The organism is Tolypothrix bouteillei VB521301 (genome assembly GCF_000760695.4).
Taxonomy (GTDB): domain Bacteria; phylum Cyanobacteriota; class Cyanobacteriia; order Cyanobacteriales; family Nostocaceae; genus Scytonema; species Scytonema bouteillei_A.
Window position 1 is genome coordinate 123,038 of the sequence record NZ_JHEG04000001.1, and the last position, 19,615, is coordinate 142,652.

10 protein-coding genes and 1 pseudogene are annotated in these 19,615 nt (G+C 42.6%); 1 reads left to right on the plus strand and 10 read right to left on the minus strand.

The window, feature by feature from the left end:
* Positions 1-126: 126 nt before the first annotated feature.
* From HC643_RS00505 to HC643_RS00555, 10 genes are all read right to left on the minus strand, one after another.
* The gene (locus HC643_RS00505) at positions 127-1,602 is read right to left on the minus strand and encodes a bifunctional metallophosphatase/5'-nucleotidase (protein ID WP_038077582.1); all 1,476 of its coding nucleotides are present in this window, start codon (positions 1,600-1,602) and stop codon (positions 127-129) included.
* 503 nt (positions 1,603-2,105) lie between these two features.
* Complete coding sequence (locus tag HC643_RS00510; RefSeq protein ID WP_167844589.1) at positions 2,106-2,270, minus strand: hypothetical protein; 165 nt, start codon at positions 2,268-2,270, stop codon at positions 2,106-2,108.
* Between the two features lie 408 nt (positions 2,271-2,678).
* Positions 2,679-4,361: an alpha/beta hydrolase gene (locus HC643_RS00520; RefSeq protein WP_038077580.1), complete on the minus strand. Its 1,683-nt coding sequence runs from the start codon at positions 4,359-4,361 to the stop codon at positions 2,679-2,681.
* 315 nt (positions 4,362-4,676) lie between these two features.
* Positions 4,677-5,600 (minus strand): DMT family transporter, encoded by a 924-nt coding sequence (locus tag HC643_RS00525; protein WP_038077577.1) that lies wholly within the window; start codon positions 5,598-5,600, stop codon positions 4,677-4,679.
* A gap of 19 nt (positions 5,601-5,619) precedes the next feature.
* Entirely contained in the window at positions 5,620-6,792 is a 1,173-nt protein-coding gene (locus HC643_RS00530; RefSeq protein WP_038077574.1) for a GNAT family N-acetyltransferase, read from the minus strand.
* A 227-nt stretch (positions 6,793-7,019) separates the two neighbouring features.
* A complete protein-coding gene (locus tag HC643_RS00535; protein WP_038077572.1) occupies positions 7,020-9,770 on the minus strand; it encodes a DUF11 domain-containing protein in 2,751 nt (916 codons plus the stop codon).
* Positions 9,767-13,288 carry an Ig-like domain-containing protein gene (locus HC643_RS00540; RefSeq protein ID WP_050045433.1) on the minus strand — a complete coding sequence of 1,174 codons (3,522 nt, stop codon included), beginning with the start codon at positions 13,286-13,288 and terminating at the stop codon, positions 9,767-9,769. The genes HC643_RS00535 and HC643_RS00540 overlap by 4 nt, the downstream gene beginning before the upstream one ends.
* Positions 13,285-14,859: an isopeptide-forming domain-containing fimbrial protein gene (locus HC643_RS00545; RefSeq protein WP_050045432.1), complete on the minus strand. Its 1,575-nt coding sequence runs from the start codon at positions 14,857-14,859 to the stop codon at positions 13,285-13,287. The genes HC643_RS00540 and HC643_RS00545 overlap by 4 nt, the downstream gene beginning before the upstream one ends.
* Before the next feature lie 28 nt (positions 14,860-14,887).
* The gene (locus HC643_RS00550) at positions 14,888-15,442 is read right to left on the minus strand and encodes a DUF11 domain-containing protein (protein ID WP_038084733.1); all 555 of its coding nucleotides are present in this window, start codon (positions 15,440-15,442) and stop codon (positions 14,888-14,890) included.
* 137 nt (positions 15,443-15,579) lie between these two features.
* Positions 15,580-18,138: a DUF7925 domain-containing protein gene (locus tag HC643_RS00555; RefSeq protein WP_038084731.1), complete on the minus strand. Its 2,559-nt coding sequence runs from the start codon at positions 18,136-18,138 to the stop codon at positions 15,580-15,582.
* A gap of 820 nt (positions 18,139-18,958) precedes the next feature.
* Here HC643_RS00555 and HC643_RS41925 point away from each other — a divergent pair.
* Positions 18,959-19,561 (plus strand): annotated as a pseudogene (locus tag HC643_RS41925) (sensor histidine kinase); the annotation flags it as partial.
* Positions 19,562-19,615: the final 54 nt, after the last annotated feature.

The following is a 19,615-nucleotide window of genomic DNA, read 5'->3' on the forward strand; positions in this document are numbered from 1 at the left end:
CAATTAGCTTAAATGTTGCCAAGACGTGTAAAACTATGAGCAATTTGCCAAACATTATATCAATCTTCATTAGTAGAGGCGCGAAATTTTTGCGCCTCTACTAATGTTATATTAATAGGCTATTTTTTATTGAAAAGTCCAGCGCCCTTCAATATGAGCGTCAAGCAACTGATGTGAACTCAGATATTCTTCCAGAACACTTTGAACAGAGGTTGCGATCGCTTTTGAGCTACCTAGTTCTTCCGCTGTCATGTTCAGACTCATGACAGAATTTTTATAATGATATTCCTCAAGGCAAATGCTGTATTCTTTGTCTTCCTGAACCAGGTTGCCATTAATTAACAAAGATACTACTTTCTTCTCAGCATCGCTGTAAACTACCCGAACACCTTGACTAATTTGAAAACAATTGCTTTCATCAGGCATTCTATTTTCTGGTCTGAGAACATAGTTAAATATTTTAAGTAAATTTGCCCCAGTCAATCGAAACTTATATAATGCACCATCGTAAGGATAAACTTTTTTCAGATCGCCCAAAGTCACAAGAGGGCCTAACTCTGTACCTCGGATAGAAGCACTGCCAATGAACACAACATCCAGCGTATCTATTTGGGCAAAAATATCTGTGATTAAGTTACCCAATTCAGTTTCCGCTTCACGAGTTGGATGCGTTAGTTTCCGTGTTAAACGACCAATGACTCGATTATATTTGCGATCTACCGCTTCTTGATAAGTCGCAATAAAGTTTTCTAAATCAACATCTCGTGGTGCAACTTCATTGTTGATTGGAATTAGTTGCCACTTCCATTCCACAATACTGTTAGTATCATCATCTACCACAATATCAAAACGCCCAATCTGGTCTGTACCAACTGCTGCTTGTGTAATCAAAATATTATTAACTTGGGCTGGCTGGTCTAAAAGAGTATGAGAGTGTCCGCCAATGATAATATCTACACCCCATGATGGGTCCAGCATTGCCGCTAGTTTTTTGTCCTCTTCAAAACCAATGTGTGTTAACAGAACTGTCAGGTCAATATCTTCATTTTTGTAAGTATTGCAAATCTTACCTATTTCTGAGGCTGCATCCTCTAAACCTACAAATGTACTAATACTTGTGTCTAGTTTTAATGCTTTAAGAACTTCTTCCGTTACAATACCAATAAACATGATATCGAATCCATCAACATTGAGGATGATGTATGGATTCATCAATCTTTTACTGTATTTTTTAATATATAGATTAGCATTGACTATAGGAAAATTTGCCATCTTTTCTAGAAATAGCAAATGTGGGAAGCCATAATCTAACTCGTGGTTCCCTAAGGTAACGGCATTTGGAGCCAAGTAATTCATAATTTCTATGGTTGATAGACCTTTGAATTCGGTATCGATCATAGAACCCTGGAGCATATCGCCAGAAATTACATAAAGCACATTTTTCTCTTCTTGGCGTACTTGATTGATATATCCTGAAAGCAGTGATAAACCACCAATCAACTTACCTTCTTCACCTTTGGCTTCTGCCAGAAAGTCTCCGTGCATATCATTTGAGTGCAAGATTGTAAATTTTTTCAAACGTTCTGTGCTAGTACCAGTCATATTTTTATTTCTTGTAGTTCTAATTGCTTTATTTGTTGCTGTGCCAACTTAATGTTCTTGAGGATATGAAGCTTTAATTGTTGCTTCTATGTTTGAAGTAGAAAATTTATCCACAATCCTATCATGGATATTTCAAAACTTTGTTAACATAAAATTTTAATTTATTAAGATTTTATGTTAATGTTATTTCCTCATTTTTAAAAAGAAGTGTAAATGCCAAATTCATAAACTTGTGAGTATAAAGTTATCCTTTAAAATACAGATACTTGCTGGATCGAGCAAGTTTTTTTAAAATAAGTTTACTTTTTCTGATTTTATAAAAGTATTGATGAAAACAATTCCAGCCAATTTTCTAAAGAAAATATTAAATTATTTTTATTTCATTACTATCTTTTTCAGCAAATAAGTATTGTGAATTTTGCCGTTAAGCCTTGAAAAACTTGCTGTAAAGGGTTTAGCAAACAGCACAGCATATACGGTACGATAATGGAAATAGGATAACATCATGTGACGAGCAATTTTGGCATGATACGAGAAGATAGCAAAGCCATCTCAAGTTGGGGTATGGGAACAGGTAAAATAAGATCTGCATTGAAATTTGGCGTTGCAGAATAGAGATATGAATTAGAGCGATCGCTATACAACGTGCCCGACTTGAAGAGTTTCATCAAGTAGCCTACAAGTATTTAGGTAGAGCCAAGGACGCAACTTTTGAATTGATAGATGCCATATTGCTGACTCGAAACATTTATCTCCTAGCAGACTTATTCTTACCACCAGTGTTTAGACGCAAGTAGTCAACCATTTATGAGGAATTACAAGATAGCAGACTACAGCGACAGAAATTGGCTATATATAAAACAGATACTAACCCAGAAGCGTCTCATTAATTTTGCTGGATAACTGAACGCACTACTCACTCTCGTTCCCTGGTTCTACCAGGGAACGAAGTTGGCAAGGCTCTGCCTCGCGCTCCACTGGAAGCGGAGTCTCCTGTAAGGCATTCTCAGGCGGAGCCTGGGAACGAGGTAGCAGCCTATCAAAATTAATGCGATGAACCACTAGCGAAGTTCAAGTTACTTCTTAAACCCTCGTGCTAATTCATTTGTGGTCAAAGATTGTACAAGACTTAAACTAACCGACTTACCAGATATTGCTTTGACATAAGCAGCATTAAGAAAAGTATTATATTGAGGCATTTCTGCAACATAAGTTGCAAAGAATGGCAAACTCAAAATGTTTAAATATCGGCGTGCAAGACTTGGATCTTCTCCAACAAGTTCTGAGGGTAATGCGAATTGATTTGCACTTCCTTGCCCTTCTCCAATTGCTGAAAAATGGCTGGTTTTTGAAATAACTGCTAAGTACTTTTGTGAGTTGTCAATCCAAGAAAAAGGTAATATTTGTTCGTATAAAGCTGGAGCGATGGTATCATCACTACTAGCAGCAATCAAAACGGGAGTTTGAATTTGGCTTAACCCTGTTTCTCCAAAAATACTGCTGGTAATTGGATTGACTGCCATTACGGCTTTGACTCTTTTGTCTCGAAAATCATAAACTTTGCGTTCGCTACCTCGCGCTTCCAGTGCATTACACTGAAGGAGTAGGGATAAATTCCAAGTATCTTTAATGGCATTTTCTCGACAATCTTTTGCAAGTTGCTCGAAGTTAATCTTTGCACCTGCAAGGGCTAAAGCCGTGTAGCCGCCAAAAGAGTGACCAAAAACTCCTACTTGTTGCAGATTGAGCCGACCTTTATAACGAGAGTCAAATTTATTCCGGTCTTCGAGTTGATCTAATACATACTTAATATCTAGAGGTCGGTTCTGAAATTCATCTGGTGGTGCTACCTCATTTGTTTTGCCATTAAGAAGCGATCGCAATTGCTTGGTATCGCTACCGGGATGATTTGGAACAACAACAGCAAAGCCATAAGAAGCAAGGTAAGTTGCTACATAGGCAAAGTTACTACTGTCAGAACCCAAACCGTGAGAAACAACAATAACAGGAACTCGACCTTGAGCGTTAGGAAGGTAAATATCGGTTAGCAAAAATCGGTTGCGGGTAGCGTCGAAAAATTTCAGGGTTTGTTTTTGCGCTCTGTATTGTCCTTTTCTTCTTAAATCTTGCTTGAGCGAAAGAAGGTTAAACGGTAATTTACTGGAAGTTGCTTCTATACTTGACTTTTCTTCAACTGCGGCTACAGCACGTTTGGTTTCATTGACAAGTTTTTCTAACTCCGATCCCATGCTCATAGTACGTGCTAAGTCAATATACATACTACGGCTGGGATATTTACGCAATATATTTAACAACGTTAAACCTTCTGGCTCCGCCGCCGCTAGAATCAGCGCCGAACGTAAAGCGTGTAAGCTTGGTTTTTGTTGGCGAGATTCCGTTTTAATGACTTCTCCCAAACGGTTCAGTAAAAATTCTCCTTGTGAAGTATAGAGAAATTGGGAAATCGCGACATGGCTCACTTTGATGGGAGTCAGTAACGCTCGCCGCAACTGCTGGATTTGCCCTTTTTTGAGATATTGCTTGTAAACATCCAAATCATCGTTAATGACACCTGTTTTGGCATAGTCTTCTAATGCCTGTATGGAAATGGAACGTTCAAAAGCTGAATACGATGCATAAATTCGCTCCGCAGCAAAGGCAGAATTGCTCAATCCAAATGTTGGCAGCAAAGCAGATAGAACTAGCGTTAAGGAATTCTTTCTCAGGGCGCTAGTCCAATGACCAAATAAGTTGTTCATCGATTTAATTGTGCAAGGAGGTGATGTTTAACGAGGCGGTGTTATCTGGTAGCTAAGTCACCCTGGAAGTGCTGGTGAGTTTGATGTGCCTCAAAATAACAAACTTAACAGGAATGAGTTACTAATGACTAGTATCTACAGGGGGTAATCTTTGTTTACTGTGACCGATAACCAGTCACAGACATAAGTATAATTACTTGATTTGAGTTAAAAAGTAGGTGAGCGATCGCTATCCATGCCTTTTAACAAATAAAAAATAACATACTTTTTTGATAAGCGATCGCCATTTACCGAGCAACAATTGTTGATAAATGCTTACGTTTTCGTAGATTTCCCTAGAGCAATTGTAACTGAACCTAACACAACTAAAACCGCTCCTATGATTCCCACTAGGGTCAAAGATTCTGGTGCTATCAATTTTGGTGATAGAACTGATACAAACCAAACAGCAATTAATGTTACAACGGGAGCTAAAGCTAAAACGGCACTGACACGTGAGGCTTCCCAATGTTCTAAAGATTCAGCAAAAGCACCGTAGGCTATTAGAGTATTGAAGGCACAAAAAAGGAGAATGGCAAAATGCCAAAAACCCAGTGTAAAAATTGTTTTTGGATTGGCAAATGGAGTGAAACACAAAGTACATCCTCCGTAAATCACAAGCATGATACTGGGAGAGGATAAAGATTGTAGCAATTGTTTTTGTGCTAGGGCATAAATTGACCAAGTTATGGCTCCTACAACAACGAAACCGCTACCTACAAGGTATTTTCCCTGAGATGTAATTAAGTTATTCAATTGTTCGTGAAAAAATAAGACTAGCCCTACAGTTAGAAGACTGATACCAATCCACTGAAGTAATGTATACCTTTCTTTAAAAAGAATTAAACCTCCAATACCCATAAGTAAAGGTGCTAGCTGAATAATCACTTCAGCATTAGCTGGTGAAGTAAGTGCTAACCCCTGCATGAAGAAAAGGTAATTTCCAGCTAGGAAAAAAATTGCGATCGCTAATAGTATCCAAGAAGTGGAACGCAAATGAGACAGATTGGGTAACTTCCACCGTCCTCCCAAATAAATAGCTAACACCACAAAAGATACTAAAAAGCGAAACCAAATGACAGTATAAACATCAAGAACTTGTAGAGCGATCGCTAAGGCAATAGGTAAAATTCCCCACAAGAGAACGGTCAGCAGTGATAATGCTAGTCCTAAACGCCAGCGACCAGTGGTAGTATGCATTGTGGTTAGTTGTTAGTTGTTAGAAGAAATCAGACATACTTGGGGATGCACCAGCAAAAATTTGAGTTGCTGTTAATAAGGCTGTTTCTGTTGCATCTAGATATCCTGCTAGCTGCAATTGGTAGGGTGCGTACAAGCCCGTGTACAGGGGTGCTAATCCTCTAATATCTAGCTTCATCTCTCCTTTTCCACCGCTTCTGACTTCACCGCGTCCGTTGGCAACAGACAGGATAAATTTACCATTGTTTTCTGGAAGCAGGTTATCTTTAATCTCTAGGTGCAGTTCTGCTTGAGTTGTACTGAAATAACCGCGTTTCTCTAGCGCTTTTGCAACATCTACTATCCGTAACATCCAACGCGAGGTAGCTTTTTGCCGAGCTGTTTGTTCTGGTAACAATAACGTGAGGGAGTCAATTGCAGACCCTTTCCAGCATACAGACTGAATTTGAGAGCGATGATTGGCAAGAAAACTCCAAACAGTTTGTCCTGCTACAGGTGTAAGAACGACCCAATCTCTGATTCTGATAAAAGAGCTATCCCGATCTTGGTGCTGGCTGAAGATGATGTAACCTTGTGGTTGCTCTACCGTACCAATGAGATAGGCGTAAACAGTTTCGTTATTGTCAGGTTTAATAATTTGTTTCCATATGGCTTGATGTCTGTCGAGGTACCCGTTGTTGAATTGTGCTTTCTGTTGGTAAAGGTTATAAAATGCTTTTTCTTCTGGGGAAACTTCTAGGAGGGGAAGGGGCTGTTCTTTGATTTGAATACTCTGGGTCAGTATTTCCCAAGAACAAAAGAACCCTCCCTGTTCGTAACCTGCTTTGCGATAAAGACGCTGAGTTGCAGGATAAAGACATGAGATTGGGACTCCGTTCGTCTGGCATTCTTTTAGGGTATGCTCCAATAACGCGATCGCAGATCCATCTCCGCGATGTTCTGGCGCAATACCTACAGCAGCAAGTCCTACCATAGGGACGCGAGAATTACCCCACCACTGACTCATGGGGATTGTTGCAAGCCCACCTGCAATCTGGAGATCGCGACGAATGAGACGAAAGTTTTCTAAGCCGATGCAATTGAAGTAAAAATCAATGTCTTCCCGAAGGCTGATAAAACACTGTGCGATGATATTTTCTAGTTTTTGAGCGTCCTCTTGACCGACTTGGCTGTATTCAAATTTTGCTGTCATGAGTTGTCATACCTAGCAGGACTGGACTACAATGATACTACAAACAGAAATGAGAATAGCGCTTCACCCGATAGATTCATCCAAAAGGATGAGAGTGATGGTACAACAAGACTCCGTTTTTAGTGGGGTAAAACAGACCTAAACTAGGTTTGTTGGAGATTTCCGATTTGTAGCACGTGGTGTGGATTTAGAAGAATCTCCAAGTCTAATAGTAATAGCAGGCAAGATTATTTAACTTTTCCTCTAAAGCGGATATAGCCAAAAGAACTCGGAGGTGTACCGGGACCTGTTGCATTGGGTAAATTGCCCAAGTTAACGACGATCGCACCGTTTGTATTGGCACCCCCACACTCAATCTTAGGATACACGGTTTTGGGGTCTACTCCTGGTGGAAAGTATTGACCGACATCACCATCTTGAACATCTGTCAGAGAAACTGCCGAGTTATTTTGGTAAAGTAAAATACCGCGATCTGCGCCAGAAACACCACCAGGTGCTGAAGACACGCTGTTAAAAGCAGTGGGGATGAAGGTTGTATTATCGGGAACGCGATCGCACAGCAAAACGTTTGGAGCTGGGGAACTACCTGCTGAGAGGAAATATATAGTATATTCCAATTCATTATTGGGACTCACATTCCCACCATTGATACCACCGAGAAGGAAACTACTGGGGTTAGGCCATGCATTCGTATCGGCGGTAGGATACTGAGGGGGTTTGGGAGCGAGATTCGGTTCTATGTCATTGTCATCGTAAGGATTAGCCGCCTCATTAATATAACCTCCTAAGTTATCTCCTCCGTTGGAAGTGGTTGAACCATTAATAGCTGTAATTCTTTTAACCAATAATATATTTGGTTTGTTAGGAGTAGAAACAACAGTCAATAGGGTTGGATCGTCATCACCTGTTTTAGTAGGGTCATTACCTGTTTCGACACCATCGTCTGATTTTTGCAGAAATGAATTGCCAATTGTGGGTGTACTCGATGTACCTCCTGCAGAGTTCGCATCAGTGAAGACAGTTCCAGTTGTTGCGGTACTATCAGGGGTATTAAAATTAGCACTTGCTTGGTTGCTGATGGGAGTTCCGTTGTTATGGTTGTTAATTGTAGCCGTCACGGTGATGGTAATAGTATCCCCAACACGCAGAGTCCCGGAATTTGTTAAAGCACCAGAGCCATTGTAAGCAGAGTTCAGAGTAATATTGTTACCAGATGTTTTGGATGTGATTTCTGCACTTACAAAAGTTAACTGCGCTGGTAATGAGTCACTAATGACAAAATTCGTCGCGTTGCTCTTACCCGGATCGAGATTAGAATAAGTAATAGTATATTGGATGCGATCGCCCACCGTAACAGTTCCACTTGCATCCGTGTCAGTTAAAAAGCGTACAGATTTTGTACCCTGTACGTTTGCCTGATTTGTATCTGTAATAATTATATCCGCAAGCACGGCTTCGCCGGGGTAGTAAGTCCAAGTATCTATTCCTTTAAAGTCTCCGTAATTCCCACTAAACTCGTGTTGTCCTGAGGTGCTATCAATCCCAACAGCAGCATTTCGGGGATTGGTTGGGTTTCCAGGACTGCTCAAGTCAATGGCAGTTCCATTTTTAGTTTTATAGTCGTCATCATTATAATAAACCGTAAATTTATTAATTCCAGGCGGAAACGGACCGGGAGCATTCGTCATTTCAATGACAAATCCGCTAGGGTTGTTTTCAGCATCTAACATGGGGAAGTGGTACTCTCCCGCACGCAGCCTAATTCTGGCATGATAGGGAGCATTTTGAGGAAGGGGAAGCAAGTTGTTCCCTTGTGCATCCTTACCATCCCAGGGGACAACATTTCTACCGGAAAGAGATACGTTCTGTAAAACCCTATCTACACTGGGGTCATAAATATTGTCATTATTCGTATCAATAATAATATCGTAACTCCCCGAAATACTCGAATCAAAGCTAAAGTGACCTCCCGCCCCAACAAAAGTTTGATTTCCACTCGCTCCATTCTTACCAGTAAATTTAAAGTTAGCTGGTTTTGGAGGGATTAATGGTGAAATAGGAATACCAAGCGCTCCAAGAGCGAGCGTGTCAGGTTTATTGATAAAGACTAAATGAGTAATATCAGTTGGGGTATCAGGTACATCCGGGCGCTGTACTTGTACGTTTCCTAAAAAGGGGTCTAGAGTGTTGTTGTTTTGAGCGGCGCGTGCAGAACGATAAAGCGTACTGCTATCCGTGCGGTCAATATACCCACGACTGTTTGCAAAGAAAATAAAGCCAAACGGATCTACCCCATTCATTGCAGTTCGGTAGAGGTAGCCATCTTTTGTTTGAATGAAGAAGTCAGAGTTGAGAGACAAACCAGTTGTCCCAAGGTTAAAAGCAAGGTAATTGGTAAAAACTCGCCCTAGTTGCGCGTTTCCTGAAGAATCTCTCACTGTGATATCCCAAGCAGCGACAGATGATACTTGAGTTGCATCTGTGGGAAAATTCGCGTTTGTTGCTTTGGACGGAGGATTTTTTTGACTGTCTCCCAACCCTGGTGCATGAAACTCGACTTCATACACTCCTGTTTCCGTAGCTTTAAAGCTACATGGAGTATAACCTCCCGTGTTTGGTAACGGTCCTGCTTGCTCTTTTGCTAACGTATCTATAAAGCCAAAACCCGTACTGAGTACATCACAAGATCCGTTTTGTCCTCCCGAAGGGCTGCGATAGACAATATCTTGACCGTTAAACGATGGATCGCTTTCATACACGCTAGAACCCAGGTTAACAGTCTCCCCAGCTCGAACGTAAACTTTCAGCAAGGTGATACGCTTAATATTTGCAGTTGATAAATTTGGGGACCATTCCAAATAAGGTCTGTGTCCGCCTCCGGAGATTAAGTCTTTGGAACCTTCGGCTTGGGCTGGTTGTATCCCAGAGCACAAGGCATACAATAATGAAAATGAAAATAAAAGCGATAATTTCTTCATATTTTTCTCCCCACCATTTCCGCCTTTGCTTTCTTCAGCTTGTCCGCAACGGTTTGCATTGTTCCCGCTTTCGCTTGCTTCAGCTTGTTAACAACTGTTTGCACCGTAGATTCTTTGTCTTGGGGAGGTGGAACTTTTTGCAAGCCAAATCCATCAAAGAGTTCGTTTAACTTCAGAGTTAAACCCAAATAAGGACCTCCTGCACTTCGAGTTCCAGAAAAATCGCGGTCATCAATATTACCAAATACGTAACCTGCAGACAACCGCAGGTTGGGGGTCAGGTAATAGCCTGTTTCTATCACAAAGCCCGTTTCCGTGTAACCGTTTTGATGAATCCAACGAGTCTCTCCTACCAAGTCCATACTATAGCCCAAACGGTAAGTAGCCCGCACCTGCGCTAGATTTGTTGTAGTCGTTCCAATCAAATCCTGCGCTAAGTAAGAAGTACTGTTGCGAAGAGCATACTTTCCGTAAAATTCCCATCTCCAGTTGGGTGCATAGATAGCTTCTGCTGCAAAGGTATGGTCTTCCGCTCCCGTACCGCTTCCTAAAAGAATGGAGTCGGGAATTGTTGATGGATTTTTACGATATTCGTAACGCAACAAAGCATTAAACTTGTCATTGTTGGGGTCGCGATAAGCTAAACCAAGTCTTAGATTGGCTGTATCTCCCAACCCTACCAATTTTTGGTTGGCAGAATTTGCTTGTTGATAGCGCAGGAGTGCTGTCAGGGCGGGGGAAAGCTTACCTGCAGCAGCGGCGGAAATGACGGTGTTGGAACCGCTAGAGGAGGTGCGGTGTTCGTACCGGGCGCTTGCTTGGAATTTGGGATTGTCAGTATATTCCAAACCGACACTGTAGCTATCGCCGCTTAACAGCCCCAATGCAGATGCACTTTGACCGACTGCGAAGGGTTGAGCGTACTGCACTCCCGCTCCGTTACGACCAAAGAAATCACCAAAAACGTGTTCGTAAGCAAGGTTCAACCGCAATCCTGGGGAAATTGTCCAGAGATGGTTTAATCCGATCGCACCTTGCATGGTCACTTCATTAGCGCCACCTAAAATGGAGTAACGTCCTGTTAGAGTAGTATCTTTCCCCAGTTTGTGTTCGCCATTAATACTCAAGTTTGTAATGGAGTTATCTTCAAACTGACCGCGAGTGTAAAACTGTTGGGTTAAACTGACATTCACTCCCGGAGTGACAGCCCAATTTAATCCCAAGATAGTCCGGTCTGGATAAACAGTATCCGTGTCTGAGGATAAAGTCAGTTCGTTCTGGGCTAAGAAGGTGAGGTTTTTTGCTAGGGGTAAAGTCAGACGCGATCGCAACTGGTCGGATTTGGTATTCTGATTGTCAGCAGCCATGCGGTCTTTGCGATCGCGATGCAACCAATCCATATCAACAGTTGCTTTACCTATCCTTTGCTGAATCCCCGCAGAAATGGTTGTGAGGGAGTTATCTACTTTACTCCCCGGAATGGCGTCAGTTCTTGGGGAGAAAAGTTCCTCGAAAGTATCTAGAGGTTGAGGAGCAATCCCAAAGTTATCTTCATGGTCGTACTGTACCCGCAAATTGGTACTTTGAGAAACCTGGCTTGTCAGTTGTGCGCCATACCGAGTTTGACCGGGAACAAAGCTGGTGGTTGCGTTGTTGGCAAATCCCGCATCAGCAAAACGATAATAAGCACGTCCAAACAGACCCCTGGTAATTTGTCCTTGAGCTTCCACCCGTGCTGCAGAACCGCTGACTTCGCTTGCAATATCTGTATCGTTGCTAGAACGAGCGTATTCTGCAATCAATTTGCCTTTACTACCCAGGGAAATTTGTGCATCTGCGCCGTAAAGTTCAAAATTTCGACTTCCCTGATTTTCCCGGATATAGCTTGTTCCTACCCAACTTTCCCGATTGATTTCGCGAGACAAGTTATATTGCAAGCGACCTGCATAGATGTTGCTTTTGCTGTTTTGGCTGTCATATTGATAGGTAGCAACAATCCGGCGGACAAGAACTTGTCCGGTGTTGTCTACATCTGTACGCAGGACGGGTTGGCGGAATAATAATGTCCCTCGATCGTAATCAATTTCGTAGTCGGGACCTCTGGAAAGCTGTTTGCGTTCCAATACAGTACCGGGACGGTTAAGTTCTTCCAACTCAATAAAGACGTTTTCGCTACCTGGAACGAGCAATCTTCTAGACAAGAAGTAATAACCGCTAGTTCCGTCAGGCGGTAGGGTATCCCGTTGGAATCCTTCAACGTTATTTCCGTAAAAACCCGTAACTTGAAGATTACCTATGTTGTAATTTGCTTTAAAACCGTGAAGCTGACGTGTTGTCGCCGTAAATTGCTGGGAAGAACGCGCAAATTCCTCTGTGTTGTAGTCACCCCACATGGCATAGTCGGGGCTGGCTTTGGGGATGCGTGGCGATCGCTCCAACCGCACGTAAACGCTATCAATCGAAGGCGTCAAGACCTCAACTTGAGAACTATCACCGTAAACTGGATAGGCTTGCTCGCTAAATTGATAGGAGCGAAACAGACGGTTGTCGCAGTTACAATCTTCATTGAGAGCGCGATCGCTATTATAAGCACCAGTAAACAACCATTCCCCGATTGCTCCAGTTGCAAACACCGCAGAACGGACGTTTAATTGAGTGCTGTTGTCTTTACCGGGAGGTAGAAAGTCGCGGAACCTACCGTAATAATCCGTACCCCTTGCACCCAAGCGTACATCCACAACCCCAGTGGCAATACTCGGACGCAGCGCAGTCTCAAATTGCAACTGGGTATATGCTTCTAACTCCCCAGCTTTCGCAACAATTTGTACTGTCTGCGCCTTCAATCCCGATTTTAGCTTTGCTGTAAATTCCCCTCCTCGTGCTTGTACCTGAAATCCCGGTTGGTCGGGCTTACTGTCAGCACCGATAAACTCACCAACTGTTGATACTAGAGTAACAACAGCATCGCGGTTTGAGAGATTCCCATTGGCATCTAGCAATCGACCCCGGATGGTAGCCGTGGAACGTCCATCCGCAGGAATCCGCGATTCTACTGTATCTAATTTTATCTGAGTTGGCGCTCCCTTAACTTGTACTTCTATTGTTGCTGTGGAGTCTTGAGCACCAAGAGCAGTTGCGGTGATGGTATTTCGCCCTTCTTTTAAAGAAATACCGTACCATGTTTGTGTCACCAAATTAGTCGTTGGATCGGTTTCTGTACGACCTACCAAAGAAGGGTCTACTATCTCACCATTCACGCGCAGTTCCACCGTCGCATCTACAGAAAACTGCAAAACAATTGTTGTCGCCGGGACATCTATGACCGCATCGGGAGTGGGCGTGAGGATTTTGATTGAGGATAAGGGGGAGGAGGGGAGGGGGAGAGGGGGAGAGGGGGGGAGGGGAGGAGGAGGAGAAGTTTGTGCTTTAACAATAACAGGACAGAAAACAAGACTTGCTCCTGCTACAACACCCATTAATTTTAAATTGAGAACATTTACATAACGCAGTCTTTTCATTTTTTGACCTCCTCATGGAAGGCTGGAGTGACTGCGAAATTCATTCGTACCATTCCACCTGGTTCTAAACGCACCAGGCGAGATTGGCTGTTACGTTCGCGGAAGTAAAGATTGGGGGCTAAGGTGTAACCAGAAAGGCTGCTGAGGTCTAGGACTCCAGTATGATTTCCCGGTAGGACATTCGCAACAGAAAATAAACCATTAATATCCGTAGTTATACGGTTGCCATCTTCTAGGAAAATAACCGCATTGGGAATTCCTGGTTCTCCTGTTTGCTGTTCGCCATCAAAGTTTTTATCGACAAAGACTCGACCTATAATAGTGCCGCAGTCAGACACGATTCCAGGTCTTACTTTTAATTGATGGGTTGCAGGACCGTCTTTAACCGCAAAATTGTTATCAACTCGTTGGGCGTTTACGATGGCTGAATTTCGACCCGAACCGCGTACAGAATCGGGTGAGAGTTGAGCCGCATAGGCAATATTGAGCACTTTACCTGGAGGGATGGAAACTGAAGTTCGCAAGATAACCGTTGCGCCTTGTCCTTCTACTGTCACCGTCACTGCTTGACCGTCAAACTCACCTCGCACCGACTTGGAAACAAAGGCAAATCCCAGGGGCAAGGTATCGGTAAGCACCAAGTTATTGAGGGCAGCATCGCTCTTGTTCTTGACAGACAAGCGATAAATGACTGTATCTCCGGGTTCTGCTGTTGCGCGATCGCCTGTTTTAATAATTTGTACTTGTTGTGTTTGACACATTCCTACATCAAACTCAAAAGCAAATAAATTGAGCCCTACAAGTTCGGCGTTAGGAACCAAAACCACAGTTCCTTGATAACTGGTTTCTCCCGTGATACTGATAGGTTGACCGTCTAAGGAAGTTGCAAGATAGCGAACAACGTTATTTTGGGTACTATCAGCACTCTCAAGAATGGAAATTTTGATGCGCCGTTGGGAATAGATAGAATTTTGTGGGGGATTGACGACTAAAATATAGCTTTTCCCCGGAGTGACTTGACCCTTGCTGGGATCTAATAAAAAGTTATATTGTCCTTCGGAAGAATTCGTAAGTATAAAGGGATTGCTGTTGGTGGTATTTGGTTGTACCCCTCTGGCAATTCCATTGTTGGGAAGATCGGGTAATTCTGTGGGAGTCAGAGAAACTAATCTTCCCAATTCTGTTCCTGTTGGATCGTTGGGATTTGTTTCGTACAAACCAACGGAAAAACCGTTGTAATCAGAAAGTGGCTGTCCGCTACAGCCTAAAATTCGCCCTTGGGGGTCAATTAATTGAGTTGGTTTAATATCAATTTGGCTGGAAATACCTTGAAATTGAAAGTTAGTATTAGAATCTGTATAAGTATATGTAGCTTGGTTAATAAGGTTTGGACCTGAGATTTGGTTCCTTGCTTGGGCAAGTGCAGATATAGGAGTACAGAATAAGTAGGCGATTGGAACTGCGATCGAGAACCATCCCAACCAGTGTTTCTGAGAATTTATATAGTGTTGCAAACTGTCATTAGTTGTAGAGATACGCCGGGACGCATCCGTACATTTCTCGTCGCTCATTGGTTTTCATCCAAAATCCAAAATTATCTCAACGAACTTTGACTTGATAAATTCCCTTTACACTTCCCTTGGTGGGAATGGATGACCCAAATTTCCAGCGAATGTGGGTATACATTGTAACGGGTGCGGGTTTTGTTTCGGTTTTGCCATCAGCAAGCGTAACTTTGACGCTTGGCTTTTCTACAAAACTGCGTCCCCCGTCAATGCTGTAAGTAATTTTTGTCTCATTATTAGCAGTGCTAGTAGCAGAATTCAGTACATACACGGTTCCCAAGGGAATAGGTTGATTGATGATAAGATTTTTGACATTGTTGTTACTGTTGTTATCAGCCGTCACCGTATAGCGCAAGATATTTCCTGGTTCTACCAAAGCCTTCCCTTGTAAAGGTTCCCAACTTAAAGTTTGCTTACCCTGTACTTGCTGAACAACTCTCTTTTCTGCATCCAAGCGCAACTGCACTTGTCCCTTTGTTTGCGTGTTTTGGGCTGTGGCTGTTTCCAACCCATAATTGGTTTGATATAGAACAGGAAAAGTCGCTACAAATGCGATCGCTCCTACAGTTGCTAGTACAAAACGCTTCATCTTAGAATCTCCTTTGTTTTAGTGCTTGTTCCGAGGCTCTGCCTGGGAATACTAGTGCAGGGGCTGCGCCTCAAGTTATGTTGGTACGAGAGGTAGAGCCTTGGAACATTCACCCTATCTCCCCTACTCCCCACTCCCTAATTCACCTTGCGTTGGAAAGTAAACGTTCTTTCCTGTCCCGGTGTAACCGTGTCAGTAACGGTATCTACGTATTTGGTTACGTCATTATTAACAGTCGTCCCAGTCTGGTCACCTGTAGAGGTAGTTGCTGGTTTACCGCTAAAAAAGGTGATGGTTGCAGCACCAGAATCTTTTGCAGAGCCAACAATATGACTCGTATCTATAACGCTGTTGTTATCGTTGTCTAATGCCCAATTGTTACCTTTCGTGCCATCCCAAGTGGTACCATCTTCAGTAATCACCACTTTGCCAGCATTTAAGACGATGTTGCCAGTACCGGATTGAGGTTCAGAAATGTTTTTGTAACTAATTTGGTACTCAATAATGTTTCCTGGAGCAGGGGTTCTAGGTACATCGGGTACTTGATCGTTTACACCTGGTGTGGAATCAAAGTTATCCTGACCCGTTCCTACTGCGGGACCCGTTCCTTGCAATACGCGAGACAGTTTCACCATTTTCAAGAAGCCTGTGTAGACGCGATCGATGGTGATATTCCTAGGTTCAGTTCCTTGGAATCCCGGTGTCGCATCATCAATATACGCTGTTATGGGAACTGGAAAGCCACGGTTAATATCTGTAGAAAGTGGAGTCCCAGAAGGCAAATTCACTTCCACGCCGTAATTAGCTGTTGCATTAGCTGTCACTCCATCAACTCGAATGGGATTTGTTGCACTAATGTTTTGGTTGTTAACCTGTCCTTGCCCCGACTGGAACACAAAATTTGTACCATCGTATCTATAAGTTGCCGACAAACTACCGTAACTGATGGTAACGAGTGTATTTACAGGTAAGTCTCCTGGAGTCGTAGGAGGTGTTGGAATCAGAGAGACGTTACTGCTACCCGCACCAGTGTTTTTAAAAGTGTTGGTAAAACTGACACCATCTGGATCGATTAATGTTCCGGGAACTGTACTCGCAGGGACTAGTGAAGATTTGTTGGTGAAGTCTTTATTGTTATCATTTTCAGCAACAGCATCCGGTGCATCCTTAGGTCCGTTTAAGACAGAAATACCTCCTGCAGCAGTTAAGGTGACAATATTTGCCTCACCACCGGGACCTGTACCGCTGTTATTGTTGTTGAGATCTGTGCCAATCCCATTATTGCCTTCCAACTCATCAGGAATCTTGTTGTTATTGGAGTCTGTTGGATTAATATAACCATCATCCACACTGTCTGGAAGAAGGGTATCGGGGATTTTATCGTTATTGGTATCAGTACCGATAGGGGGATTGGAACCATCAAAATTGCTGGGGCTTTGATCTCCAGATTCATCGTATACGGGGGCTCCACTGGGACTTTTACCGAATAACTGGGCAATATTTGCAATGGAAATGGATTCAGGCGTACCAACAACTTCAACAGTAATTTGAAAGCCTGAAACTGTAGTACCTGGGGCAATACTTTCAGTTCTTACAAAACCAACTCGTTTTACTGTCGCCAAATCTGAAGGTGCAGTCGTTGTCCAAGTTGCTTGATTGGCATCGAAAGAAGAGACATCATTGGTTGTATAAACGGGTTGCCAACCAGATGGGGCTTTGACACTGACTAATTTGGTTCCTGCAGGAATGGCATCAGATACCAAAATGTAGGAACCGACTAGACCGGGAATAGTTGTGCCATTTAGAGGCGCAGGGCTGATACCGTTACCTGTAGGATCGTTGTTTTCAACTCGCAAGCTTAAGTCGTAGCTGAGATTATCCCCCCCCGGACCATCCACCCCAGCACTTGTTTGACTGCTGCGGGTTTTGAGAACTGTTGCAAGAGTGTAATTTTTTAGGTTTGAATCAACTGTGACTTGTTGTGTGGCGCTGGCTTCACGCGTACCATTTATGGGTGTACCGCTAACTTCACCCGTGACTGAGCCATCAGGATTATCTACAGTATAAAGGTCACCGCCATTTTCACTCCGTGGCTGGTTTTGAGCATCGCTGGGCGTATCGCCTAATTTGACAGATATAGTGCTTCCGCTTGTTGCACCATCAGCAACTTTAACAGGAACCCGCACTAAAACAGAACCACCTGGTGGAATCGAGTTAGTTGAGGTTCCGCCAGGAGCAACGGGTTGCCATGTTTGACCGCCATCGTAGCTAATTTCTACTGACCCATCAAGTTGTCCGGGACCCGTGACTGTGGGTTGGTCGGGAATGCGGAACTTTGTAGGGTCGTTACCAACGTTAGTGACGTTGTAGGTGTAATAAACGGTGTCACCAATACCAATTTTTCCATCTGTATTTTGGTCGGTTTTAAATGAAGTACCAGAACCAGTTACGGTAATACCAGCAACTTCAGCAACGGTAACGACAACTGTGTTAGAAGTCGTGTTAATTGTTGTTCCAGGATTATTGGGGTCTTCATAGGTAGCGGTTGCTGTATTGCTAATCGATTGACCCGCAGTTGTACCCTCAGCTTTGACTGGGCTGACATATTGAAAAAAACTGTGAGCTAATAATCCCGTAGCAATTAAATAAAGGTAGAGCTTGGTTTTCCCTAATAAGAGTTTATAGGTTGGTGGCATGATGAACCCTAAAAATTAAAAGTTAGATTAAAACTAGTATTTGAAGGTAGACTTGAATTTAGTAAGTGAAAAATGACGAAGTAATTCAACTCAAAATTTGATTTTTTGAGGGCTTTGTCTGGGTAGAAACTTTTAATAGATTGCACCAAATGACCAAAGAAAGTATGAAGGATAAAGAATGAAGAATAAAAGATAGCTTTTTATTCTTCACACTTCATCCCTCATGAAATTGTTGCTCATTGACTCTGGAGATTCTCATCAAGAGAAATTGAGCTTACAAGAATGTAACTTTTTATCCTGTGTTTAGCTTCAGTGAAAGTATGGACTTATTGTAAAAATTATGGATAACAAGCCGTGGAAAATCATATATCTTAACCCGTATTTTCCACAAAAGTCTCACAATTGCATAACAGCGAGATTTTCAGTACTCCCTAAGATTGCATTTACGAGCGCTTTGATAAAAATAATGGTTCTTCAGTACTTGTTAATTTAGCATAACGAGTACTGAAGAACCAAAATAATTATACTTTTGTCTTATATATCAATCCTATTTGATCTCTAAACAAAAGAGACAAAGCAGACAAGGAAGAGGTGTTTGTAAATCATTTAGGAATTTTGTAGAAATTGACTGCTTGAAACGTCTATTACATGGTTTTTCACTCCTATGTCTATTACCGAACAGCAACTGGCGAGCGGTAACATTGTAAGAGAGTCTGTATAGTTTTGTATTGCACATTACAGATAGCCGCTGATTTGGGCATAGTAAGAATATTTATGTTGCAGCAAAAAGATAATGACAGCTACTTTATCTAGGTATCAGCGGATTCAAAAAATTGTTGCATCCCTGCGGACTTTCTCTCGCATGGATGAAGCCGAAATGAAAACTGTTAATCTTCATGGGGGATCGAGAGTACCTTAATGATGTTGCAATATCGCCTGAAAGCAAAGCCAAATCATCCCGGTATAGAGGTCATTAAACATTACGGTGATTTGCCGTTCGTGGAATGCTATGCGAGGCTATTGAATCAAGTATTTATGAACGTGTTAAGCAATGCGATCGATTCTTTGGAATCCATCGGCACAACCAATTCTATAGAACAGTCATTACCAAACAATCAAGGGTTTCTGACAAACCCAATTATTACCATTGTCACCGAACAAGTCGATCGCGATTGCGTTGAAATCCGGATTGTAGATAATTGTAGATAATGGTCCCGGTATGCCAGAGTCGGTTCGCCAACGCTTGTTCGATCTCTTCTTCACGACAAAACCTGTAGGCAAAGGAACGGGTATGGGCTTATCAATTAGCTATCAAATTGCCACCGAAATACACGGGGGGTCGCTTTTGTGCAGGTCAGAACTCGGACAGGGAGCGGAATTTATCATCCGCGTGCCAATTCGGCAACAATTAACTGACTGGTAGCGATGGGTGACCCATTCCGTACAACCTTGAAAAACAATTGTGAAAATGCTTGGA